General features: G+C 63.4%; 23 protein-coding genes and 1 pseudogene. 20 read left to right on the top strand and 4 right to left on the bottom strand.

The window, feature by feature from the left end; genetic code table 11:
* Window positions 1-8: 8 nt before the first annotated feature.
* Complete coding sequence (locus tag MLGJGCBP_RS46720) at window positions 9-1,607, bottom strand: acyl-CoA carboxylase subunit beta (protein WP_160097249.1); 1,599 nt, start codon at window positions 1,605-1,607, stop codon at window positions 9-11.
* A 227-nt stretch (window positions 1,608-1,834) separates the two neighbouring features.
* Here MLGJGCBP_RS46720 and MLGJGCBP_RS46725 point away from each other — a divergent pair, with 227 nt between their 5' ends.
* The 18 genes from MLGJGCBP_RS46725 (at window position 1,835) to MLGJGCBP_RS46815 (ending at window position 19,910) form a co-directional block, all read left to right on the top strand.
* Window positions 1,835-2,395, top strand: coding sequence for a flavin reductase family protein (locus MLGJGCBP_RS46725; protein ID WP_160097247.1), 561 nt, complete (start codon window positions 1,835-1,837; stop codon window positions 2,393-2,395).
* 46 nt (window positions 2,396-2,441) lie between these two features.
* A complete protein-coding gene (locus tag MLGJGCBP_RS46730; protein ID WP_160097245.1) occupies window positions 2,442-3,029 on the top strand; it encodes a hypothetical protein in 588 nt (195 codons plus the stop codon).
* 449 nt (window positions 3,030-3,478) lie between these two features.
* A complete protein-coding gene (locus MLGJGCBP_RS46735; RefSeq protein WP_160097243.1) occupies window positions 3,479-3,892 on the top strand; it encodes an SCP2 sterol-binding domain-containing protein in 414 nt (137 codons plus the stop codon).
* A 48-nt stretch (window positions 3,893-3,940) separates the two neighbouring features.
* Window positions 3,941-5,179, top strand: a complete 1,239-nt coding sequence (locus MLGJGCBP_RS46740) for an acyl-CoA dehydrogenase family protein (protein WP_160097241.1) — start codon at window positions 3,941-3,943, stop codon at window positions 5,177-5,179.
* A 667-nt stretch (window positions 5,180-5,846) separates the two neighbouring features.
* Complete coding sequence (locus MLGJGCBP_RS46750; protein ID WP_236581175.1) at window positions 5,847-6,563, top strand: MlaE family ABC transporter permease; 717 nt, start codon at window positions 5,847-5,849, stop codon at window positions 6,561-6,563.
* On the top strand, window positions 6,560-7,414 hold the full coding sequence (locus MLGJGCBP_RS46755; protein WP_160097235.1) for an MlaE family ABC transporter permease: 855 nt from the start codon (window positions 6,560-6,562) through the stop codon (window positions 7,412-7,414). Before MLGJGCBP_RS46750 ends, MLGJGCBP_RS46755 begins: the two co-directional genes overlap by 4 nt.
* Before the next feature lie 75 nt (window positions 7,415-7,489).
* Window positions 7,490-8,629: an MCE family protein gene (locus tag MLGJGCBP_RS46760; RefSeq protein ID WP_236581726.1), complete on the top strand. Its 1,140-nt coding sequence runs from the start codon at window positions 7,490-7,492 to the stop codon at window positions 8,627-8,629.
* Entirely contained in the window at window positions 8,629-9,651 is a 1,023-nt protein-coding gene (locus MLGJGCBP_RS46765) for an MCE family protein (RefSeq protein ID WP_160097232.1), read from the top strand. The genes MLGJGCBP_RS46760 and MLGJGCBP_RS46765 overlap by 1 nt, the downstream gene beginning before the upstream one ends.
* Window positions 9,648-10,895 (top strand): MCE family protein, encoded by a 1,248-nt coding sequence (locus MLGJGCBP_RS46770; RefSeq protein WP_160097231.1) that lies wholly within the window; start codon window positions 9,648-9,650, stop codon window positions 10,893-10,895. Before MLGJGCBP_RS46765 ends, MLGJGCBP_RS46770 begins: the two co-directional genes overlap by 4 nt.
* Window positions 10,892-12,178, top strand: a complete 1,287-nt coding sequence (locus tag MLGJGCBP_RS46775; protein WP_160097229.1) for an MCE family protein — start codon at window positions 10,892-10,894, stop codon at window positions 12,176-12,178. The genes MLGJGCBP_RS46770 and MLGJGCBP_RS46775 overlap by 4 nt, the downstream gene beginning before the upstream one ends.
* Window positions 12,178-13,323: an MCE family protein gene (locus MLGJGCBP_RS46780; protein WP_160097227.1), complete on the top strand. Its 1,146-nt coding sequence runs from the start codon at window positions 12,178-12,180 to the stop codon at window positions 13,321-13,323. Before MLGJGCBP_RS46775 ends, MLGJGCBP_RS46780 begins: the two co-directional genes overlap by 1 nt.
* On the top strand, window positions 13,320-14,741 hold the full coding sequence (locus MLGJGCBP_RS46785) for an MCE family protein (protein WP_160097225.1): 1,422 nt from the start codon (window positions 13,320-13,322) through the stop codon (window positions 14,739-14,741). The genes MLGJGCBP_RS46780 and MLGJGCBP_RS46785 overlap by 4 nt, the downstream gene beginning before the upstream one ends.
* Window positions 14,741-15,427 carry a hypothetical protein gene (locus MLGJGCBP_RS46790; RefSeq protein WP_160097223.1) on the top strand — a complete coding sequence of 229 codons (687 nt, stop codon included), beginning with the start codon at window positions 14,741-14,743 and terminating at the stop codon, window positions 15,425-15,427. Before MLGJGCBP_RS46785 ends, MLGJGCBP_RS46790 begins: the two co-directional genes overlap by 1 nt.
* Window positions 15,424-16,173, top strand: a complete 750-nt coding sequence (locus MLGJGCBP_RS46795; protein ID WP_160097221.1) for a hypothetical protein — start codon at window positions 15,424-15,426, stop codon at window positions 16,171-16,173. The genes MLGJGCBP_RS46790 and MLGJGCBP_RS46795 overlap by 4 nt, the downstream gene beginning before the upstream one ends.
* A 33-nt stretch (window positions 16,174-16,206) precedes the next feature.
* Entirely contained in the window at window positions 16,207-16,998 is a 792-nt protein-coding gene (locus MLGJGCBP_RS46800) for a hypothetical protein (protein WP_160097219.1), read from the top strand.
* Entirely contained in the window at window positions 16,995-17,975 is a 981-nt protein-coding gene (locus MLGJGCBP_RS46805) for an RDD family protein (protein ID WP_160097217.1), read from the top strand. Before MLGJGCBP_RS46800 ends, MLGJGCBP_RS46805 begins: the two co-directional genes overlap by 4 nt.
* Before the next feature lie 71 nt (window positions 17,976-18,046).
* Window positions 18,047-19,081, top strand: coding sequence for an ABC transporter ATP-binding protein (locus tag MLGJGCBP_RS46810; RefSeq protein WP_160097215.1), 1,035 nt, complete (start codon window positions 18,047-18,049; stop codon window positions 19,079-19,081).
* A gap of 175 nt (window positions 19,082-19,256) precedes the next feature.
* On the top strand, window positions 19,257-19,910 hold the full coding sequence (locus MLGJGCBP_RS46815; RefSeq protein ID WP_236581166.1) for a TetR/AcrR family transcriptional regulator: 654 nt from the start codon (window positions 19,257-19,259) through the stop codon (window positions 19,908-19,910).
* 54 nt (window positions 19,911-19,964) lie between these two features.
* On the opposite strand, the gene MLGJGCBP_RS46820 is transcribed toward MLGJGCBP_RS46815, so the two are convergent.
* Window positions 19,965-20,771 (bottom strand): crotonase/enoyl-CoA hydratase family protein, encoded by an 807-nt coding sequence (locus MLGJGCBP_RS46820; RefSeq protein ID WP_160097213.1) that lies wholly within the window; start codon window positions 20,769-20,771, stop codon window positions 19,965-19,967.
* A 257-nt stretch (window positions 20,772-21,028) separates the two neighbouring features.
* Here MLGJGCBP_RS46820 and MLGJGCBP_RS46825 point away from each other — a divergent pair, with 257 nt between their 5' ends.
* Window positions 21,029-21,865: a hypothetical protein gene (locus tag MLGJGCBP_RS46825; protein ID WP_160097211.1), complete on the top strand. Its 837-nt coding sequence runs from the start codon at window positions 21,029-21,031 to the stop codon at window positions 21,863-21,865.
* Window positions 21,866-21,890: 25 nt separating this feature from the next.
* A pseudogene (locus MLGJGCBP_RS52780) lies at window positions 21,891-22,007 on the top strand (NADP oxidoreductase); the annotation flags it as partial.
* A gap of 232 nt (window positions 22,008-22,239) precedes the next feature.
* Here the strand turns inward: MLGJGCBP_RS52780 and MLGJGCBP_RS46835 are convergent.
* Together MLGJGCBP_RS46835 and MLGJGCBP_RS46840 are read right to left on the bottom strand one after the other, a co-directional pair.
* Complete coding sequence (locus MLGJGCBP_RS46835; protein ID WP_236581165.1) at window positions 22,240-22,995, bottom strand: nucleotidyl transferase AbiEii/AbiGii toxin family protein; 756 nt, start codon at window positions 22,993-22,995, stop codon at window positions 22,240-22,242.
* On the bottom strand, window positions 22,985-24,049 hold the full coding sequence (locus MLGJGCBP_RS46840; protein WP_160097209.1) for a helix-turn-helix domain-containing protein: 1,065 nt from the start codon (window positions 24,047-24,049) through the stop codon (window positions 22,985-22,987). The genes MLGJGCBP_RS46835 and MLGJGCBP_RS46840 overlap by 11 nt, the downstream gene beginning before the upstream one ends.
* Window positions 24,050-24,334 lie beyond the last annotated feature (285 nt).

The raw sequence follows: 24,334 nt of genomic DNA on the forward strand, positions 1-24,334 counted from the left end.
TGCGGTACTCACATTCTGAAGACGCCGTAGCCACGCTGGCCGGCAATGTGGTTGGAATGGGCGGCGGACAATGCGATCGCGAGGATCGCACGGGTGTCACGCGGATCGATGACGCCGTCGTCGTAGAGGCGTCCGGAGATGAAGAAGGGATGCGACTCGGCTTCGATCTGCTGTTCGATCGCGGCGGTGCGCGCAGCATCCGCCTCCACGTCGAATTCGCGACCCGCGGACTCTGCAGCAGACTTGCCGACAATCGACATCACACCGGCGAGTTGCTGGGCACCCATCACCGCGAGCTTGGCATTTGCCCACGTGAACATGAATCGGGGGTCGTATGCCCGGCCGGACATTCCGTAGTTTCCGGCACCGAAGGAACCGCCCACGTTGATCGTGATGTGCGGGACCTTGCTGTTGGTGACCGCATTGATCATCTTGGAACCATCCTTGATGATGCCGCCCTGCTCGTACTCGGTTCCCACCATGTAGCCGGTTGTGTTGTGCAGGAAGATCAACGGGGTGTCGGTCTGGTTCGCCAACAGAATGAACTCGGTGGCCTTCTTGGCCTCTTCGCTGAAGAGGACGCCGCGGTGATTGGCGAGGATGCCGACCGGAAATCCGTGGATCGACGCCCAACCGGTCACCAGACTGGACCCGTAGCGCGGTTTGTACTCGGAGAACCTCGAGCCGTCAGCGACACGGGCGATGACATCGCGAGGATCGAAGGGGACCCGGGGGTCCCCCGAGGCGATACCGAGGAGTTCCTCGGGGTCGTGCAGCGGGTCGTCGGCGGCCGTGGACGGGGCGGGTCCGAACTTGCGCCAGTTGAGGTGGCTGACGATGTCGCGGCCGATTCTGATGCAGTCGTTCTCGTCGACGGCGAACTGGTCGGCCACGCCGGAAACGCGCGAGTGCATGTCGGCGCCACCGAGGTCCTCGTCGTTGGCGTCCTCTCCAGTGGCCATCTTCACGAGCGGGGGGCCACCGAGGAACACCTTGGCCTGTTTGTCGACCAACACTGCGTAGTCGCACATTCCGGGAACGTACGCGCCGCCGGCGGTGGCGTTGCCGAAGACCAGCGCGATGGTCGGAATTCCCATCGCCGACAGCTCGCTCAGGTCGTGGAAGATCTTGCCGGCGAACACGAAGAGTTCTGATTGCGTCGGCAGGTCCGCGCCGCCCGACTCCACCAGGTAGACCACGGGCAGGCGATTCACGCGTGCGATTTCCAACGCGCGCAGATTCTTTTTCAACGTGAAGGGATTCATCGTTCCGCCCCGCACCGTGGGGTCGTGGGCGATGATCATGCATTCGACGCCGGAGACGACGCCCACGCCCGTCACGATGGCGGCCCCGACGTTGAACTGCGTTCCCCACGCCGCCAACGGGGACAACTCCATGAACGGAGCATCGCGGTCGATGAGGAGCTCGATCCGTTCGCGGACGAGTAGACGTCCGCGATCGTGGTGGCGTTGGGTGTACCGCTGGCCACCACCCGCGATAACGAGATCGAGTTGCTCGTTCAGCGCGTCGACCGCGGCGAGCTGAACTCTGCGGTTCTCCTGATAGGTATCCGATGACGTGTCGATCACCGAGTCGAGTACGGGCATCCGTACGCCTTTCTTTCAGATCTGGGGACTCTCACCGACGAGGGCGAGCATCGAAGCTGTGATCAGAGTAACCCAAAAGTGAATCGCCGTACACTTACTTCTTGAGATCGCTCGAACTCGGCGCTATCGTAGGAGGTAACGCAGCGGCAATCTCAGATCATGTACATCAGGCTTCACTAAATGCCGAGGAAGATCGCCGTCGGCTGCAGAGAAACCTTCCCGCTTGAATGGAGAATCCGTTGTCCCAGTCCCTCGACAACTCCGCCCAAAGGGCGGGAGCGTCCACCACCATCGATGCCGATCTCTACCGGACGGCCCTTCGTCGCCATCCCGCCGGCGTCACGATCATCACCCTCGACTCCGCGAACGGACCGGTCGGGTTTACCGCAACCTCGTTCTCGTCTCTGTCGCTGAACCCGCCACTGGTGTCCTTCAATATCGCACACACCTCGTCGAGCATCAGTGCCCTGCACGACGCGCGATCGTTGATCGTCCACCTGGTCGGAGATCACCAACTCCCACTCGCACAACGCTTCTCCGCGAGTGCGGAGCAGCGGTTCGCTGACGAATCAGCTTGGGTGACATTGTCCACCGGAGAGCCCCTACTGCGCGGCACGCGGTGCTGGTTGCGGACCGGCGTGCACCAGCTGATCGAGGCCGGGGACCACACCTTGGTCATCGGGGCGGTCGAGGAAATCCACATCGACGACGCTGACGGAACCTCCGACGCGGCCCCACTGCTTTATCACGAGGGCCGCTACCACCGCGCCGTACCGTTCGGGTCGTAGACCGCCACGGCCACTGCCTCCCCACCCCGACTGGAGAAAATGTGCCATGACAAGCCTGAACGGAATGTCCCGACCCGCCCTGCGGGTTGCCGCGGAACTCAATGGCTACGGCCACCACCCCGCGCTCAGTACCGACTCCCGGACCGGACGTCCGGAGTCCCGCTGGGTTGACCTGCGCGGAGCTGACGACGAAGGCGGTCTCCCGCACGATCATGCGACGATCGTGCGGATACAGGCCGCAGACATGGCCCAAGCCCATCGAGAACGTGCGACGCTGCGTTCGGAGATCCAGGCCAAGGGAGGCCATCCCGACGATATCGCGGTGCTCGTCGACATTGCGGTACTCATCGCCCCGCAGGCCCGGTCCGCGCGCAAGGAGTTGCTGACGCTCGACAGCACCTTGGCGGGCCCACGACCGATCGAGTCGTTGGAATACATCGGTACACCCATCGGACTCGCCAGCCTGATCGCGGATTTGTACGTCGTCGGTGTCGTCGACGGGGTCACCCTTCTCCCGCTGTCGGAACCCGCAGTGGTGGACCACGTGGTGAATGAGTCACTGCCGTGGTTAACGCTCCGAGGTGTCTACCCGCCCGTGGGAGGGGCAGTCCTGGCACGCACACCTCTCCGGTAATCGTGCTTGTAACTCCCTCACGAAGGCCGCGCCGATGACGGCGCGGCCTTCTGCGTTTCCGCGAGGCGGGCACGGCATCCGCCCGACCCGACGACCCGTGGACGCCGGAGGCGGGTGACGAGCGCCCGGAACCTTGCGCTTCCTCCGCTTGCCACCGCCGAGCTGGATCCGACGAACCCTTCGATCCCGACCTGCTGGTTCGAAGCCGCCGAGGGTCTCACGGAATTCCGCATGAAACTGTTGCGACATAACCTATCTCGGGAACGTATCGTCGACCGCGAGCCCGTGGCCGGCGCACACAGGCATCCTCGGGACCCGCGCGGGCATCACGAACTGCGCCGCCGACTTATCTCCCCAACGCGGGGGTGAAATCCCTCTTCAGAGGGGTGTGGACACGGAGTGACCGCTGCCACACTTGGTTCATCCAGCACCGGAACCGAAGGGTCGACATGAGTACATTCGCCAACGCCGACGAGGTCTACACCTATATCGGTGGAATTTTCGACAAAGCAACGAAGGAAAAGACCTTCATCGACGCCACCGCGGGGACCGGTCTGGTGATCAAGCTGATCCAGACGGATCCGGACGCCGTGATGATCATCGACTTCCCTGGGCAGAAGGTCACCACGGGTGATGCGACCGAGGGGATGGCGTCCACGGTGCAGTTGCGGATGTCGTCGGACAACAGCAACAAGTTCTGGCAGGGCAAGCTCAACTTCACGCTCGCGATGGCCCAGCGGAAGGTCAAACTCGACGGCAAGCGTTCGGTTGCTCTCAAGCTTCTCCCGCTCACCGGCGGCCTGTTCGACGTCTACAAGCAGCTTCTCGAGGAAAGCGGCCGCGAAGACCTCTTGATCGATTGACACCACCACGCTCGAACGATTCGTAACGACACAGCAATTGGAGTGCACATGCTAGAGCAGGACATGACCGACGAAGAATTCCAGCCCTACTTTGAAAAGGCAGAGGAGGTTTCGAAGTTCTTCCGCGAGATCGGCCCCAAGTACGACGCGGAAAACACCTTCGCTTACCCGTCCATCAAGGCGTTCAAGGAGTCCGGGCTCGGATCTCTTCCTGTGCCGAAGGCGTTCGGCGGGGCCGGCGGCAACCTGCTGCAGGCATCGAAGGTCATCAGTGAGTTGTCCAAAGGCGACTCCGCGATCACGTTGGCCTACAACATGCACTACATCATGGTCGGCATCGCCGGCAACCTGATGAGTGAAGAGCAGAACAAGTACTGGCTCGGTCGAGTTGCGGACGGCGAGATCATCTTCGGACCGTTCTCCGAGCAGCGCGCCGGATTCAGCGGCCTGGCCGACATGAAGGCCGTTCCCCAGCCCAACGGTGGCTGGAAGCTCTACGGCAAGAAGACCTGGGGAACGCTCTGCGAGGCCGCGGACATCATCACCACCAACGCGACGATCACCGATGCCGAGGGCAACCTGCCGGAGGATTTCCAGGAACGGGTCAACGCGGAGAGCTTCTTCATCGGAGACTTCAAGGTCGACGAGAACGGCCAGGGCGATGGCATCCGCATCGAAAAGACCTGGAACGCTCTCGGTATGCATGCCACCGGTACCCAGACCATCCACTTCGATGGCTACTTCGTTCCGGAAGACGGCTTCATCTGCGAGTGGCGCTCCGGAGCGTTCGGCGTCCTCGAGTGGGCATCGCTGATGTTCGCGAGCATCTACCTGGGCATGCAGTACCGCGTTCTCGAGGAATCTCGCGCGGTCCTGTCGAAGAAGACCCTCGGCGCCACCTTCGGTGCCATCGTCGCAGAAGAGACCAAGGTCTCCGGCGTCGGACACATCATCGACGGTATCGGCGACATGGCCTCGCGGGTGGAGATCTCACGCAGGGTGCTCTACCAGACCTGCCAGGAACTGCTCGACGGCAAGGATGACGAATGGCCGTTGGAGCTACGCTTCCCGTACATCGGTCTGGCCAAGACCTTCATCGCTGACAACGTCATGCACATGACCAGGCATGCAATGAGCATGGCCGGTGGGTCGTCGTTCCGCAAGGGGGCGATCTTCGAGCGTCTGTACCGCGATTCCGCCGCGTCGATGTTCCAGCCGCTCAACGGAGATCAGTCTCGCACGTACATCGGCGAGTACCTTCTGCAGCTCGAGCAGCTCAACGACTGATCGGCTGCCACGAACGCCCTCCGGTGTCCTCCCAGGACAGGACGCCGGAGGGTTTTTCGCGTGGGCGGCGAGAACCACCGCCCACCCGCGGCGATGGCAGGGGGCAGGGCGGCTGCAGAAGTGGCCACCGCAACGAGAACGGACCCCGTTACGACGGCGGGCGAGGTCGCGGTCGCAGCCGAGACGGACGCGATGTGCGGTGGGGGAGCGCCGCTGGAGGTGTCTCCTTTGCCGCTGCAGTCGGTCGAGCCATCTGACGATCGCCCGATCCCGCCGTGATGGAGAATAGTCAACAGCGGATCACTTTTGCACCCTCTCATCCCCCCTCGGGGGGAAACGCGGGACGGATTCCTGCCACTTTTGGGTGAGATTGCTCCCCCAAACGGAAGAAGTGAATCGCAATTTACTTGTGTAGTGATCTAGCGTAGCCCTAGCATTCAATGTGATGCGGCACACAACATGTCTGGTTGTGGATGGGCCCGAGTAGCCCGATCAGTCGCTCGTCCCACTTCATTTTCCATTCGAAACGAGGAGGAAACCGGTGACCGGTTCCCCACCGCTCGCAGTAGATCCGCGTGCACCGGGCCGCGGCGCGCGTGTCCGCACGGCCGGGAAGGCTCGGGGCCGGGCCGAAGCGGCACTGCGGCCCCTGGGCGCATTCTTCGAGATGTGCGCGGCGACGTTCCGTGCACTTTTCCGGCCCCCGTTTCAATGGCGAGAATTCGTTCTGCAGTCGTGGTTCATCGTTCGTGTTGCATTGCTGCCGACACTGCTCGTCGCGGTACCGTTCACCGTTCTGGTGGTCTTCACCCTCAACATCCTCCTGGTCGAGTTCGGAGCTGCCGACCTCTCCGGTGCCGGTGCGGCACTCGGCGCGGTCACCCAGATCGGTCCACTCGTCACCGTTCTGGTCGTGGCAGGTGCCGGCGCCACCGCGATCTGCGCCGATCTCGGTGCCCGGACGATCCGCGAGGAGATCGACGCCATGAAGGTGCTGGGAATCGATCCGATTCAGCGTCTGGTGGTACCGCGAGTGCTCGGCTCCACGCTGGTGGCGCTGCTGCTGAACGGGCTGGTGATCACGATCGGCATTGTTGGAGGATTCTTCTTCTCCGTCGTCTTTCAGAACGTCACGCCAGGCGCATACGTGTCATCTCTGACCTTCGTGACCGGTTTGCCGGAGGTCATCATCTCCGAGGTGAAGGCCTGCCTGTTCGGGCTCATCGCGGGTCTGGTGGCGTGTCATCGTGGTCTCACGGTGAAGGGCGGACCGAAGAGCGTCGGCGACGCCGTCAACGAGACGGTCGTGTACGCCTTCATGGCGTTGTTCGCGGTGAATGTCGTTGTCACCGCTATCGGCGTGAAGTACGGGACGGGGCGATGACCGTGACCAACAGTCTGACCGGAAAACGGCGAGCGTCGAAGGTGGCAGCGGCGCCTCTGCGTTTCCTGGAATCCCTCGGTGAACAGGCCGTCTTCTTCTGGCGAACCATTCGGTTCACTCCGCATGCCGTGAAGACGTACTCGCGTGAGACACTTCGACTGATCGCCGAAATCGGCATGGGATCCGGGGCGTTGGCGGTGATCGGCGGCACGGTGGCGATCGTGGGATTCATGACGTTCGCCGGCGGGACCCTCGCCGCCATCCAGGGTTTCAACTCGCTGGGCAACATCGGCGTGGAGGCGCTGACGGGGTTTTTCGCGGCGTTCTGCAACGTGCGCATCATGGCACCCGTGGTCGCCGGTATCGCGCTCGCGGCAACGATCGGTGCGGGTGCTACCGCCCAACTGGGTGCGATGCGGATCAGTGAGGAGATCGACGCCCTCGAAGTGACCGGCATCCGGTCGATGTCCTACCTGGTGTCGACCAGAGCCATTGCCGGAATCGTCGCCATCATTCCGCTCTACTCCATGGCCGTTATCATGTCGTTCCTCGCTGCGCAGGTGACCACCACCGGGATCTACGGTCAGTCCGCCGGCGTCTACAACCACTACTTCTTCACCTTCCTTCGGACCAGCGATCTGTTCTGGTCCTTCCTCGAGGCCTTGATGATGGCCACCGTGGTGATGCTGATCCACTGCTACTACGGCTACAACGCCGCCGGTGGTCCCGCCGGAGTAGGTGAGGCGGTCGGACGGGCCGTACGCACATCGCTGATCGCGGTGGTGATGGTGGTTCTGTTTGCCTCACTTGCTATTTACGGAACATCCGGCAACTTCAACCTGGCCGGTTAGACGGGGGACGCTCTGATGGGAACACGCAAGAAATCACACTATAAACGGCCACCGCTTCGGATCGCCGGTGCCGCGATGCTGTTCGGCGTCGTCACAGCCCTGGTGCTGTGCATGCAGACATTCCGAGGCGCCTTCGAGGAAACCGTTGCGTTGACCGTCGTCGCCGATAGGTCCGGCCTCGTGATGGAACCTGGTGCCAAGGTGCAGCTCAACGGTGTCCAGATCGGCAGGGTCAAAGAGGTCCAGCAGGTTGGCGGCACCTCCCGACTGAGTCTCGATATCGATTCGGGGCGCTTCGGCCTGCTCTCGGCCGATACCACCGCCGAGATCAAGGCCACGACGGCGTTCGGCGCCAAGTACGTCGCCCTGACAAGCGCCTCAGGTCAGGGGCACAGCCCGCTCGCCGCGGGAAGTGAGGTGCGGTCGGGCAACGTCACGACGGAGATCAACACAGTATTCGAAAATCTGACGTCGGTGATGCACCATGTCGACCCGGCGAAGCTGAACTCAGCACTCGGCGCGGTCGCCGAGGGTCTGCGAGGCCGCGGCGAGCAGTTCGGCGACACCATGGTCAAGGCTGATTCCGTGCTCGCCCGACTCAACCCGGTTCTGCCGCAACTTCAGAGCGATCTTCGTGACACGTCCACCGTCGTCAACACCTATGCGGATGTCGCACCGACCTTGATGGACCTACTGAAGTTCGCCTCCACAACATCGGATTCGGTTGTCGATCGGCAGGCCGAGCTCGATTCGACGCTGACCGCGGCGGTGGGCTTCGGTAACGAAGGCGCGGCATTGACCAATGATCTCGAGCGCGGGCTGGTCGATTCCATGCGGCTCCTGCTGCCGACAACCGGGCTCTTGTCCAAGTACAGTCCCGAAATCACCTGTCTATTGCAGCAATCCGTCGACGCGCGCAATGCTCAACTGAACTCGTTCGGTGGCAACACCGGATACTCTGCCGACCTCGATGTCGGGTTCCTTCCCGGCGACGACCCCTATCGCTATCCAGCGAACCTGCCGAAGGTCGAGGCGTCCGGCGGCCCGGGCGGACAACCGGGTTGCTATCCGATGATCACCAAAGACATGTATCCGGCGCCCGTGCTGGTCACCGACACCGGTGCATCGATCGCCGATTCGACCAGCCCCCGTCTCGGTTCCCCATTTTTCGTCGACTATCTGTTCGGAAATATCGTCGGAGGGCCGGCACGCTAATGAAAATCACTGGAACCATTGCACGCTTGACCCTCTTCGCCGTTGTCATGGTGGTCTTCACCGCCGCTGTCGTGGTGGTCTTCTCCCAAGTGCGGTTCGGCAGCGAACGCACGTACAAGGCGGCCTTCGTGGACGCATCCGGGTTGAAGTCGGATGAGTTCGTGAGGGTGGCCGGCGTCGAAGTCGGGAAGGTGAAGTCTGTCGAGATCGTTGACGAGGCCACCGCCCTGGTCGAGTTCTCGCTGACCAAGGACGTGCCGTTCACCGAATCCACCAAGCTCGCGGTGCGGTACGAGAACCTCATCGGAGCTCACTACCTCGAACTGCTCGACAGTCCGGGGTCCAACACCACACAGCCCGAGGACTCGACGATCCCGGCAGATCGCACGATGGCCGCGCTGGACCTCGACGCCCTGATCAACGGATTCCGTCCTCTGTTCAAAGCACTGGACCCCGATCAGGTCAACAAGCTCTCGACCTCGCTGGTGAATGTTCTGCAAGGACAGGGTGGAACGGTATCGGACTTCCTGAAGCAATCCGGCGAGCTGACCTCCGCATTGGCCGACCGCGATCAGTTGATCGGCTCGGTGATCGACAACCTCAACCGCGTGCTCGGCACGGTCGACGACCACAACAAGCAGTTCGACGAAGGAATCGACAAACTGCAGCAGGTCATCAGTGGACTCTCGGAGCAGTCCGACCCGATCGGTGATGCCCTCGTCCGCGTGAACGACGCGTCCGCCTCCGTCGCAGATCTCCTGGTGAACGCCCGCCCGTCGATCAAGAGCGACATCTCGGAGATCGGACGTGTCGCCGGAAACGTGAATGCAGACAAGGACTACGTCAACTGGGCGCTCAGCGCACTCCCCGATGCATACGGTCGACTCGCCCGGCTCGGACTCTACGGCGACTTCTTCACGTTCTACCTCTGCGATGTCACGTTGAAAGTCAATGGCCCTGACGGTAATCCCGCCCTCATTCCGATCATCGGGCAGCGGGCAGGAAGGTGTACAGCACAGTGAGCCGAACACAGAAAACGAACACGGTTCGCACCGGTCTGATCGGCGTCCTGGTGGTCGCGGCCCTGGTGCTGATCTCGGTCAACTTCGACCGAATCGCCTCCACGCTGAGCTCGTCGGTGACCTACACCGCGTACGTCGGGGACACCGGCGGCCTCGAGGCCGGCGACAAAGTGTTCCTCTCCGGCGTCCACGTCGGGGATGTCGAGGACATCGAACTCGACGGCGACAAGGTCCGGATCGCATTCAGTGTGGACGGACCGCGTCTGGGCGTGGACTCCGAGGTGGCGATAAAGACACTGACCGTGCTGGGGCGAAAGTTCCTGCAAGTGACGCCGAAGGGGGACGAGGCGCTCTCACCCGACGAGCCGATCCCGCTCGAGCACACCTCCACCCCCTATCTCCTGACCGATGCGCTCGGCGACCTGTCCACCACCGTGAGCAACTTGGACACCGACCAGGTCACCAACGCGCTGGACACGCTGAGTCAGACCCTTGATCAGACCGCACCGAACCTCAGTGCCGCGCTCGACGGGGTCTCCCGGCTCTCGGATACCGTGGGCACCCGCGATCAGATGGTCAAGGACCTGTTCCACAATGCGGAGTCGCTGACCAAGGTCCTCGGCGGCCGCAGCGAACAGATCAACAAGCTGCTCCTCGACAGCAACACCCTCTTCGGCGCGCTCGATCAGCGCCGACAGGCAATCGACACGCTCCTGGTGAATCTGTCCGCCGTCACCGCACAGGTGGCGTCACTGGTCGATGACAACGAAGCCCAACTCAGGCCGGTACTCGATCAACTCAACGGTGTGACAGCACTGTTGAACGAGCGTAAGGACGATGTGAAGAAGGCGATCCTACCGGCAAGCCAGTACATCACCTCGCTCGGTGAATCGGTGGCGTCCGGCCCGTTCTTCAAGGCGTACATCATGAATCTGCTTCCCGGCCAGTTCCTCCAGCCCTTCATCGACGCCGCATTCCGGGAGCAGGGCGTCGACCCCGGCACACTCAACGGGCCAAACCAGTTCCCGGTGACCTGCGGACACAACGCGGCCCCCGGTCTGACCCCGCCCGGCCACACCACACCGCTGCCCAATCCGAGCACCTGCCCCGTCCAACCCGGCGACCCCGCCGCTCCCGCAGCGGCTCCGGCCCAGCCGGGATCACCCGCACTGCCCGGGCTGCCTCAGCTGCCGCCACTCCCGCAGCTGCCGGGACTTCCGCCGCTACCCGGATTGGGAGGATGACCATGTTCCAGTCGTTGATGCCGCGCACGTCCCGCCGGCGCATCACAATCCTGACCGTCGTCGTCCTTCTCGTGGCCGGAACACTCGGCCTCGCGTGGCACGCGTACGACCGAGTCACCACGAGGACCGCGGTCGCGTACTTCGAGAACACCAACGGTCTGTACGTCGGGGACAAGGTCAAGATCCTCGGCGTCGACGTCGGGGTGATCGATTCCATCGATCCCGACGGCGAGCGGATGCGAGTGGGGTTCCACTACGACGCCGACTACAAGGTCCCCCAGCAGGTCAAGGCCGCCGTGCTATCGCAGAGCCTGATCTCGTCACGTTCGATCCAACTGACACCTGCCTACACCGGCGGCCCCGAACTGGTTGACGGTGGTCAGATCCCGATCGAGCGCACCGCTGTGCCCGTGGAATGGGACGACCTTCGGAGGCAACTGCAGCATCTCGCCGAATCGATCGGCCCCACCGAGGCCAATAAGGCCGGTTCTCTTGGGGACTTCGTCGACACCGCAGCCGACTCATTGGCCGGCAAGGGCGACGACATCAACTCGACGTTGACGAAGCTCTCCGATGCCATGTCGACGATGTCGGACGGCCGCGACGATCTCTTCGCCACCGTGCGCAATCTGCAGGCATTCATGACTGCACTCGCCGCGAGTGACAATCAAATCGTCGAGTTGAATCGGAACGTCGCCTCGGTATCGTCCGTGCTCAACGACTCCGATCAAGAGCTGGCGACCGCATTGCAGAACATCGATGCGATGACCAGCCGGCTGGGGCAGTTCGTGAAGGACAACCGCGACGGGCTCAGCAAATCTGTGAGCGACCTCGCCACCGTGACCACGGCGTTGAACGAGATACGTCCCGACATCGAGCAACTCCTGCACGTCGGTCCGACGGCGATCCAGAACTTCTACAACATCTATGAACCCGCTCACGGCTCCTTCACCGGCGCTCTGGCCGTCACCCAGCTCCAGAACCCCGTGCAGTTCATCTGCGGCGCAATCCAGGCGGCAAGTCAGCTGGGTGCCGCCGAGGCGGCGAAACTGTGCGTCCAACAGCTCGCACCGGTGTTGCAGCTCGTGCAGATGAATTATCCGCCGGTCGGAATCAACCCGGTTGCAGGCAAACAGGTCCGACCCGAGCAGATCGATTACAGCGAAGATTGGCTACGCGGTACGGTGCCCGCTCCCGCATCGGTCGAGCCCGTCGGCGCACCTGCCGGGCTGGCAGGACTTCTCGGAATCCCGGCACCCGCAAACGCTGGAGGTGGGCGATAGTGGCCAGCAAGAAGATCACCCGGACCGCGATCATGGCATTGGTCGGCGGATTCACCCTCACAGTGTCCGGGTGCGATTGGCAGGGGGCCAACTCCCTGCCACTGCCAGGAACCGCCGGTTCCGAAGACGGCTCGTACACGGTCAAGATCGAGATGCCGAATGTGACGTCGATTCAGCGGAACAGTCGGGTACGCGTCGGCGATGTCACGGTCGGCAATGTCGACGACGTGCAGCTCGTCGGATGGCACGCGGTCGTTACGGTCTCACTTGAGCCCGACGTCCACCTCCCCGCCAATGCGACGGCGAAGGTCGGTCAGACCAGTTTGCTCGGTTCGCTGCACATCGAACTGGCGTCACCACTGACGGAAGCACCAGCCGGCGAATTACGCGACGGTGACACGATCCCGATCGATAACGCGAACACCTATCCGACGACAGAGCAGACACTGGCCTCGGTGTCGACGGTTCTGAACGGCGGAGGCCTCGCTCAGATCCAGGAAATCAGTGGCGAACTCAACGCCGGGTTGTCCGGACACGAGGTTGAAGTCCGTGACCTTCTCAATCAAGCGGATACCTTCAGCGGCAGTCTGAACGAACAACGTGATGACATCATCACGGCCGCCGAGGGCCTCGATCGCCTTGCCTCGACCGTCGACCAGCAGAACGCCGTACTGTCCGGCGCGCTGGAACGAATTCCGCCCGCGCTCGCCATTCTCGACGAGCAGCAACGGAAGCTCACCGACACGGTGACCTCCGTCGGAAATTTCGCCGATTCGGCGAACCGGGTTGTCACGGCGAGCTCGGACGACGTACAGGCCAATGTCCGTGAGCTCGACCCGGTCTTGCGCGAACTCGGCAACTCCGGTTCCGACCTCACCCAGGCCCTGGGTCTGCTTCCCACGTATCCCTGGCCGCTGGAAAACATTCCGAAGTTCTTCAAAGGTGACGCCGGCAATCTCTCCGCGACCGTCGATCTCACCATGGGCCGCCTCGACCGCGGGCTGCTGCAGGGGACACCCCTTGAGGGGTCGCTTACGAACGCCGAGACCGCGCTCGGCCGCACGGAGGGTCGAATTCCGGCGGTCTCGACGAAGAACCCGTTGACTGCGGGGCTCGACAACGTTGTGATGAGGGGTACCCGATGATTCTGTCGAAATTCGTCAAGATTCAGCTGATCATCTTCGCAGTCCTGACCGTGATTGCCTTGATCACGATGGGCGTCGTGTACATGCGGTTGCCCGCGCTGGTGGGTATCGGGCGCTACTCGGTCGCGGTGGACCTTCCGACAAGTGGTGGGCTGTACAGCAGTGCGAACGTCAGCTATCGCGGGTCGACCATCGGCACCGTCACCGATGTCACGCCCACCGCCGGAGGGGCGCGTGCAACGCTGAATCTCGATAGTTCGATCAGCATTCCGGTCTCTGCCGAGGCTCAGGTGCACAGCAGGTCCGCGATCGGCGAACAGTACCTGGACTTCGTCCCCAGCTCGCTCGAGGGACCGTTCCTCGAAGATGGGGCGGTCGTACCAGCGAGCCAAACGAGTGTGCCGCAGGACATCGGACCGATGATCGACACACTCAATGCGAGCCTCACATCGATCCCGCAGCAACAGCTGAGCGCACTGATCGATGAGACGCACAACGCTTTCGAGGGGTCAGGCCCCGCGCTGCAGCGGATCCTCAATGGCTCCGACCGTGTACTGGACCAGGCCTACACCGACGCCGACGCCACCACCACGTTGATCAACGACGCGGCACCATTTCTGGACTCCCAGAAGGTCAGCAGCCCCGCGATCCGCGAGTGGGTGCAGAACCTGGCGGGAACCGTCCAACAGGCCGACGCGAATGACCAGCACATCCGGCACATTCTCGAAACCAGTCCCGCAGCGGCCAGTGAGGCAAGTGCACTTTTCCAGCAACTGCACCCCACCGCTCCGCTCCTGGCGGCCAATCTGACCAGCCTCGGTCAGGTCGCGGTCACCTACAATCAGTCACTGGAACAGTTGCTGGTACTGCTGCCCGCCAGCGTCAGCGCCCTCAAGACGATCAATGTCCCCGATCAGGGAACGTCAAACGGCGCATTCCTCGACTTCAACCTGAATCTGAACGCCCCGCCGCCCTGCACGACCGGGTTCCTCCCGGCCTCCGAACGGCGCGATGGCTCTGCCACCGACGCCCCGACGCGCACATCCGACCCGATCTTCTGCGCGGTGCCGCAGGACTCGTCGGTGGCGGTGCGCGGTGCACGGAATCTGCCGTGCATGGACAAACCCGGCAAACGCGCACCCACCGTGGAGATCTGCAAGAGCGACGAGCCTTACACCCCGTCGGGAACCAATCCCTGGGTGGGGGACCCGACACCGACCACGGGCAACGCGGCCGCCCCCGCATCCAACACACAGGAGCCGGCCGGCCCCCAGATCGGGACGGCAAGTTACAACCCACTGTCCGGCCAGTATCAGGGCAGCGACGGCCGAACATACACGCAAACAGATCTCAGCCGCACCGGATCTGGTCATGGTGAAACCTCGCCGGTCCAGGCGATTCTGACAGGAGGCCACTGATGCTCCGACGTAAATCGGCAACCGTGTCGGATGTCGCAGCCGTCCGCGCCGCACTCGACGCACGGCAGGCCGCCGAGGTAGCCGTGGCGGCGGCCGAGGCGGCCGAGGCGGCGGAAGCCGCGGCCGCGGCAGAGGAAGCAGGCGATCCCGGCGACACCTTCGCGGTCGGCGACGACTCGCGCCATCCAGAACCGAGCTCACGCCGATGGAACACCGCCGCGGCGGCACTGTTTGTGGTCGTTCTTGCGGGCCTGTTGGTGGCTGCGGGGGCCCTCGCGAACGCGCACCAGGACAGCACGGACGCCAGCGATCAGGATCTGGCGATGCTCGGCGCCGCCCGGCAATCAGTCCTCAATCTGATCTCCCCGAGCTCCCAAGATCCCGCCGCCGGGGCGGATCGCATCATCGACGACGCGACCGGATCGTGGCTCACCGAGTTCGAAGGCACAAAGGATCAGTTCGTCGCCGCCATTGCGGAGTCGAAGACCGAGTCGAGCGGCGAAGTGCTCGGTGCCGGAATCGAGGGCCGAAACGATGACGGCAGCACAACCGTTCTGGTATCGGCGGTGTCGAAGGTAAGCAACGCCGCCGGCGCCAAGGACGAGCCACGAACCTGGCGTCTACGAGTCGGCATCGTCGATGTCGACGGGTCCTACAAACTGTCAAAAGTGGAGGTCGTGCCATGACCTGTGAACTCGAGAACAAGGATGTCGCAGCGGAATCGACGCAGGAACCGCCCGCCGCGGCCGCACCGAACCCGGCTACCGCCCGTCAGGCCGCCTTCCTCAGATGCGGACTCACTGCGGTCGCACTCGGTGCGCTCGTGGCCACCGGGGCAGTTCTCGAGTTCCCCCTCTGGTTCATCATTGCGAGCACACTCGTTGTCCTCGCCACCGCCGCTTTGACCTACCGCAGTGAAGTCGCGTTGATCCGCTCCGCCACAGTCAGAGGGCGGCGCACGCGCACACTGGTTGCGGTGGCGCTCCTGGCTGCGTCGACGGCAACCTTCGCCGCCGTGGCACACCTCCATCTCACCGTCTCCGACGAGCGAACCGGACAAACACGGGCCGCCGTCGCCGGGAAGGCCGGTGAACTGACCGCGGGCGTGCTGACCTACAAGGCACCCACCGTCGAGGACGACGTCGCCCAGGCCAAAAGCCACCTGACCGGCGACTTCTTGGATTCGTACTCGACTCTCACGGCCGACACGATAATCCCGCAGGCGAAGCAAGGGCAGGTCGAGACGCATTGGGAAGCGAGCGGAGCATCGGTGATTTCAGCCGAATCCGACTCCGCGGTGGTCCTCGTCTTCCTCCGAGGTACCACGGCCAGCGCCGCGAAACCGGACCCGACGTACCTCTTCAGCAGTGTACGAGTCCGCATGGAGGCGTCCGGCGATCAGTGGCTCATCTCCCAACTCGAGCCTCTGTGAGAAACCCGTCCTGAAATGTCAAAGGAGGCTGGGATGACGAAAACATCCACCCACACGCCACGCTCGCGGATCGACGTCGACACCACAACCCTCCGCGCTCACGCAATCGAAGCCCGCGCGGCCGCGGTTGCCGCACTCGCTGCTGCCGAACGCGCTGCAGAGGCGGCCGATCAGCATCCGCCGGATGCCGTCGCCGACCGCACTGTCGACGAGCAGCCGCAGCGTCCGGCGAAACGAGGTGCTGTTCGCGGGCGCCGAAAGGCAGCGATCAACCGTGCCGCGGTTGCGGTCCTAATTCTGGCCTCGTTCGCCGCGTCCGCCTCCGGTGGCAAGGCATGGTGGGATCACCGCGCCGTCGAACAACGAGACGCGGCGGACCGCGCCCTGATGCATTTTGCCGAAGACGGGGTCGCGCAGCTCATCTCGACAAGCAAAGACGATCCGGGTGGCTACGTCCAACGGGTCCTCGACAACGCCGCCGGCCAGTGGCACGACGACTTCGACGCCCGCAAACAGTCCGTCCTCGACACCATGAGCGCGGCGGGCAACGTCACCGTCGGCCACGCCGTGGAATCTGGCATCGAGCGACGCAATGACGACGGCAGTACCACTGTTCTGGTGGCCGCATCGGCGGAGGGCAGCGTCCCGGTCATCGGACCTGATTCCGCTGGCCCCAACCCTGAAGCGGGTGGAGATCGGACCCAACCTTCGGGTCAGGATCCCGGTGTGACAGCGACGATCGAACCGCAGGAGTACCAGCTGCGCGTTGACGTTGTCGACGTCGACGGGCAACTCAAATTGTCGAAGGTGGGATTCGTCCAATGACGACACTGAACGTGACTACCCAGGTGAAAGAAGAGAGCGCAGAACCCGACAGTGGCACCGCGGGGGAGCAGGGAGCCTCACTCGTGCGCCGCGGCCGGGCACTGGCAGTCGACATGGGCCCACCTCTCGCCGTGGCGGCAACTGCAGGGGCCCTGTCGCAGATTCTGGCGGGACAGGTATGGGTCGCCCTGTGTTGGGGAGTCGTGGCCGTATCCGGCCTCTACATCGTCTCCAACAGCATCATCTGGCAGGGGCGCACCGGGCGAACAGCCGGCAAGTACCTCGAGGGATTCCGCACGGTCTCTGCCACCACAGGATCTCCGATCGGGATCCTCCGTGCGATCATCCGGGTGGGGTGCCTTCCGGTCGAGGCGATCTTGTTCCTCATCGGGCGGTTCTGGCCGCTCCATCGCGGACAGCGGCGCACATTGGCCGACAGGGTCGCCGGATCACTGGTCACGACGTCCGATACGGGGCGCCCCACCGCCGGTCGGCGCCGACTCGGTATGACTGCCGCAGCGCTGATCCCGCTCTGCGCAGTTCTTTCCCTCGTCCTGGTTCAATTCTTCGTTCAGCGCACCGATGACCAGGCGCTCGTGGCGTCGCGCGAGTCCGTGGCACAGGTTGCTTCCGACGGTGCGGTAACGCTTCTGTCGTACAAGCCCGACACCGTCGAGCAGGATCTGGACGCCGCACGCGGCGTGCTGACCGGCGACTTCCTCGAAACATACACAAAGCTGGCGAAAGACGTGGTCGCGCCGACGGCAAAAGACAAGCAGGTCACGATGCAAGCGGCGGCAGCAGGTTCCGCTGTCGAATCGGTGTCCAAGGACCAAGCATCGGTCCTCGTATACATCAATCAGAGCACGACGACAGCAAGTAGCCCCGAAACGACGCAGTCGCAGAATGCAATTCGGGTCGGACTCACCCGCATCGACAGCACCTGGTTGATCAGCCGATTCGAACCGTTGTTCTGACAGCACCGCAGCGGATAGTGGCCACCGCTGCTGCGCAACACCAATCCCCAGGCCGTGAGAGTGAGGAAACAATGGGTGTCGAGGTAGCGGTCACCAATCTGACGAAGTCCTTCGGATCGCAGAAGATCTGGCAGGACGTGTCGCTGACGCTTCCGCCCGGTGAGGTCAGCGCGTTGCTGGGCCCGTCGGGTACCGGTAAATCGGTGTTCCTGAAGTCATTGATCGGTTTGCTCCGCCCGGAGCAGGGCTCGATCGTGATCGACGGCACCGACATCCTCGAGTGCTCGACCAAGGAACTCTACGAGATCCGCAAACTGTTCGGGGTGCTGTTCCAGGACGGGGCCCTGTTCGGGTCGATGAACCTCTACGACAACGTCGCCTTCCCCCTGCGCGAGCACACCAAGAAGAGCGAATCCGAGATCCGCACGATCGTGATGGAAAAGCTTGAACTGACCGGTCTGATCGGCGCCGAAACGAAACTGCCCGGCGAAATCTCCGGCGGCATGCGCAAACGCGCCGGCCTGGCCCGGGCGCTGGTGCTGGACCCGCAGATCATCCTCGTCGACGAGCCGGATTCCGGCCTGGATCCGGTCCGCACCACCTACATCAGCCAGACGTTGATCGACATCAACGCCGAGATCGACGCGACGATCCTGATCGTCTCGCACAACATCAACCTCGCCCGCACGGTGCCGGACAACATCGGCATGCTCTTCCGCCGACAACTGGTGATGTTCGGTCCCCGCGAGGTACTGCTCACCTCGGAGGAGCCGGTGGTCAAACAGTTCCTCAATGGCACCATGATCGGCCCGATCGGCATGTCCGAGGAGAAGGATGACGCGCAGATGGCTGCAGAGCAGGCCATGGTCGACGCCGGTCACCACGCCGGTGGCGTCGACGACGTCGAAGGCATCGTCCCACAGATGAAAGCCACCCCGGGCATGCCATTCCGCCAAGCCGTCGCCCGCAGGCAAGAACGGGTGCGCGAGATCATGGACACCCTGCCCTACAGTGCCCGGCTCGCGATCCAGGAGAGCTTCGAATCCACCGCACTCACCGAAGAATTTCCGGCCGTTATTGCGGACGAGATGTACGCCGTCGACTAGCGCGCGGCGAATCCGATCAACCCCGACGAAGAGAGAGCACATGATCATCGACCTGGTAGACCCGATCCAGAATCTCGTGACCGCGATTGCGTGGCTACTCGTCAGAGGTCATCTTCCCCCACTCTAGGAACCGCGACCTCCCCACACCGAAAGACGAGCGACGCAGGCAGGACCCATGGCTTCACGGCGGCGAGTACCGTCCGCACCATTCGACGAGGCAACGGCGGTACTCGACGAACCGGATTGGCGATATGTGGCGCAACCAAAATTGTCACCGATTCTTCGCGGAGCCCTTGATGCCTTCTACGAAAAGGGCTTTCGTGGTACGACGGTGCGAGATATTTCTCAACGCGCAGGCGTGACGATGCCCACGCTGTACTACTATCACGGGAACAAGGAAGGCATCTTCACGGCGCTGCTCGAGAGCGCGACCAAGGACGTCCTCGCGCGCGCTTACGCCGCGCGCGACGCGGGCGGGAACAAGCCGGAGGTCCGACTGACCTATGTAATCGAATCGATACTCCTCCGGACCCTCATCAGCCCGCGGATGGTGGCGTTGGAGCCCGATATCCGATACCTCAGCGCACCGAATCGCGACCGCTTTGAGCGTGTGCGAACAGGGGTCGAACGTCTGCTGCTCGGGATCGTCCGAGAGGGGCGCAGGCGGGGCCTTTTCACCGTATCGGATTCCGTGCTCACCACAAGGGCGTTGCTCGACATGTGTGATGCCATTCCCCGCTGGTACGTTGAGTGTCCGCCCAAACATCGTGCCGTTGCCCAGAGATTTGGTGCCATCGCATTGAACGCGGTGGGGTACAGACCGGACTAGATCGGGGCTCCGACAACCGCCTGAAGCGCGGATCAAGCGTGAATAGAACCCGATTCATACCGGGTCGATGAACGAGGGGGCGCGCCCGGAGACGCCGGCAGCGACAGCGGCGACCTGATTTGGTGAACCCAGAAGTCCCAATTGAAGCCGGGATTCGAGGGCAAGCGCCTCCGCTGTGTCGCCGTTGTTCCAGCCCTCGTCGTAGAGGCGCTTTGCCGCCCGGATCGCATCTGGCGATTTCTCGGCGATGTCCTCAGCCAATTCGAGTGCTGCAGTGAGCGGATCCTCTGCCGTGCGCGTGACCAATCCCAACGAACTTGCCTCCAGGCCCGATACGATTCGTCCTGTGAAAGTGAGTTCCTTCGCCACGTCGATGCGCATAACACGTGGTAAGGACTGAGTGATTGCCATGTCCGGGACCAGTCCCCACTTGACCTCCATGAGGGACAACCGGGCATCGGGCGCAGCGATTCGGATGTCGGCGCCGAGCGCGATCTGCATACCGCCACCGAAGCAGTTTCCGGTGATCGCGGCGATCACCGGCACCGGAACTCCCGACCAGTCATGCGCCGCGCGCTGCGCGAAATTGGCAGGTTTCCCATGCTCCCGGACGAACAGGGCGTCGATGCCTCCCGCTGAATCAGCAAGGAAACTCGAAATATCCAAACCCGAGCAGAAGCTGCGCCCTTCGCCATGAAGAACGACCGCTCTCACTGTGCGATCGGTAGCGAGGTGACCTGCGGCTTCGAGCAATCCCTCGAACATAGCCTTGTCCAACGCATTGTGCTTCTCGGCACGGACCATCGTGACAGTCGCTACACCACTGTCGCTCACGCTGAGACGAATTCGTTTATCACTCATGGGGGCTGACTCTAGCTCCGGGACCGTCCGACTCGAAAGCCGTTCGTCGGCGATGCATTCCTCTGTCGTCGATTTTTCGCTCCCGGTCGAGATGGCCGGCAGTGCGTCCTTCCCTCGGTGCCTACCCCCAAAGTGTGATTCCCGTACCCCCCTGGGGAGACGCGCGCCATGGGGTGGCGGACCTAGCCTCAAAGGATCGTTGTCCTACGCCGTCCCGGCGTGGCGATTTGTACAAAGATGTTGGACTAGGAGCAGCTATGGGGCGCATGCCATCCGAGGTCATGCAGCATGAACTCGACATGATGTGGCAGAGTATCTTCACCTGGCTGAGTTGGGCCATAGTCGCCATTATGTTGGCCATTGCCTTCCGAATGTGCGTACGGCAGCGGACTCCCTTCTATCTGCTGGCATGCCTGGCGGCCGGTATCGCGGCCTTCGCCGAACCGCTCTACGATGTAGCTTTTGACCTCTGGTTCTACGATGTCCACAACGGCGAGCCTGGAGCGATGTACTCTCACTTCACTGCGTTCGGGGTCGTTCAGCCGAACTGGTCGCATAGCGGCTACATCATCCTGTACGCGAGCGCCTGCCTCTACGCTGGGCGTCGCATGTACGAGGGAAGCCTGCGGCGCACGCATCTGTTCCTGATCTGGGGTGCCGAGATCATCACCTCGTGCGTATTCGAGGTCATCGGTACCGGCACAAATGTCTATACCTATTACGGTCCGTACGAGTTGCGGATCTGGAACTATCCATTGGTCATCGGCGTGCTCGAGGGAACCCAGGTAGTGCTGTTCACTGTACTGGCGGTGCAACTCTGGCGACGGGTGTCCACCGCGTGGGGCCTCATCGGCCTCTTAGCGGTCTTCCCCGTCACAATGTTCGGTGCGAACTTCGGCCTCGGTGCACCAATTATCATTGCCCTTCATCTCGACGAATCCGAATTCTCTAGCGGAATAGTTTGGGCAGCAACCCTACTCACCATCGCGTTGTGCACTCTGGCGGTGAACGGCGCGAGCAAGTTCCTTCCGCGGCCGTTTTCTAGGCCCGAGCCGGATGGCGCGCCCGTTGCGAAGGCGGTCGCGGCCGCCTGAGTGCGGCTGCGGAGGAGAACCGCATCTGATCAATCAGCTCGGCTTTGACCCGGTCGACGCGGGCGCCGTCGAAGATTCCTGCCGTCAGCAGCCGGGAACCCCGATCTACGGCAAGGAGTTTGATCGGGAATCTACGTTGTAGGCACTGGCGCAGGCAACGCGTGAGCGCACGACGAGTGGCGTGCTGTGGCGCAGTGAGCGATCAGTGCAGGGCGGCGTGCGGCGGTACTCAGTTCGGTGGCGTTGAACGTCGTCTGCGGGTGGTGGACCCGGATCGGAACCTGGTCGACGATTCGATCCCCTCCGGGGTGGCCTGCCTGCACAACACCACATCGCGACCAAGCGCTGCCTTCGGCAATCACATGACATGGGCACTAATGTTGCGTCGCGTCGGTCAACAGTTCGGCGACCAGGTCGAGGTCGTCGGTGGTGATGTCGCGGCCACCGACTGTATGGATCCGTTGAAGCGATTGTGGGCGTTTGCGGGTGAACCACAGATCGACGTGGAGGGCGATGTCCTGCGCGGTGGCCGCGTCGACGGAGCGAATCTGGGCCAGTGCCGCCGGGCGGGTGGTCTCGTCGAGCATCAGGTGCACGATGTCGAGTAGGTCGGTGCCCTGCTTGTCTGCCGAGCGGTTCATCACCGCTTGGAGTTTCATCGCGATCAGCGGCCCGGGCTCGGCGACCGGGGTGGTCACCGTAATGCGGTTACCGTTGGTGCGGATGACCTCGATGGTCATGTCGGTTGCGGTGTCGTTGGCCCAGGCGTGCGCCGAGGCGTGAAGGCGGTCGCCGGGGTCGTCGCTGGGGTGGTCGAGTTCGACCTGGCGGACTTCGAGCACGTCGACCTTGACGGATCCGTACCGGGTGGGCAGCAGGACGGCCGCCGGCTCGACCGGCTCCGCGCCGTCGGCGGCGCGCAGGACCTCGAGTTGGGGGAGACGGCCGAGAAGCCGGTCGACGAGGTCGAGATCGACGGTGGCGCGGTAGGGGCTCGACAACCGTGACAGCACGGCGAGGCCGCCGACGATGACGGGTGGCTGGCCGATGAGTGCCCGAACCTCGATGACACCCGCGGCGACGGCGGCCATGGCATCGCCGACGAACACGACATGGCGACTACCAGACACGGGTCCACCGGCTATCGGGTGTCCAGGCGTCGAGGATTTCCCGGCCCCGCCCGAGGTCTTGGGCGAGATCGAGCGCAACGAACACCGGATGCGTGAGCGGCCATTCGAGCGGGCTGGCGTCCAGCTCGATCCGGGACTGGACGACCGCGGGAACCGGGGCGACCCGCACGGTGGCGCGCGCCAGCCGGGCGGATTCCGCGGTCCCGAGCAGGGTGGCCGCCCGCCGGACGATGGACTGGTCGGGAACGAAGAAGTCGAGGGTGTGACCTGTACGGAATGCGAGGGGTGCACCATACGCGGCGGCGGCAGCGGAGTCGGTCAGTGCCCACCCGGGCCCGTCGAGCGCGTCGAGACCGAGCCGGAGCGTCCGGTGCAGGCCGGCATCTCCCGGTATCGGTGGCTGCGCCAAATGAACACGCGGGCTCGTCCAGCGGCCGGCGACCTGCCAGAACAGGTCGGTGCCGACCAGGGCATTGCTCTCGTCGAGAAGGCCGTCTCGCCGCAGGGCGGCGAGAATCTCCGAGACCGTGCTGGGGGAGCGGCCGAGCTCGCGCGCCAGCCCGCGCACCGTGCCGGCTCGTTCGGGATGCAGCAGTATGGCGGTGGCGACCTCGAGTCCGGCCTTGCCTGCGAGCGCCTCGGACCGTGCGGCGCGTTCCTTGACCGGCGGCACGTCGGCGTCGATCACCAGGCGATCGGTGCGCAGTGCGAGTCGGCCACGCAGGTCGAGGTAGCCGCCGTGCTGGCCGATGAGCATGGTGCGCGCTGCGTCGGTCACCCGGTCGGCCACGACGAGCAACGGTGTGGACGCGTCCGCGGCGGTCGCGGGCGCAATGTCGGTGACAAGCCGCTCGGCGACGTCGTCGGTGACCAACGTGCGGAACTCCAGTCGGATCGGCACCGCCACGCCGTCCGGGTCCACAACCAGGTCGGCGCTGGCCCCGGATGCCGTCACGGGCGGGCGGGCCGCAATGTCCAACTGCGCGAAGGCATCGACCACGAAGGCCTCGATGCCCGCACCCGCGTGCCCGTGCTGGATCCGCTGTCCGTTCACCGTCCCATACTCGCAGGTGTTCGGTGTTCGGTCAATACCGAACACCGAACAACAAGTGCTAAGGCCCACGGAACGTTGTCGGGGTGCGCAGGGGCGGTCACTGCTGGTGCCGCGGTCGCGATGCCCGGCAGCCGTCGGGGTGACGTGATTGTGCGCAGCGCCCGAGAAGAAGCCGCAGAGCAAGAAGCCGTCAGGTAGAGGATTCGAAGGAAGCCATAGTCCGGTTGGCCGCGAGTGACGAAAATTCATCTAGGAGATGCCCGTTCACGACAAGGGCAAGCACGG

It is taken from the genome of Rhodococcus sp. T7 (assembly GCF_009872365.1).
Classification (GTDB): domain Bacteria; phylum Actinomycetota; class Actinomycetes; order Mycobacteriales; family Mycobacteriaceae; genus Rhodococcus_F.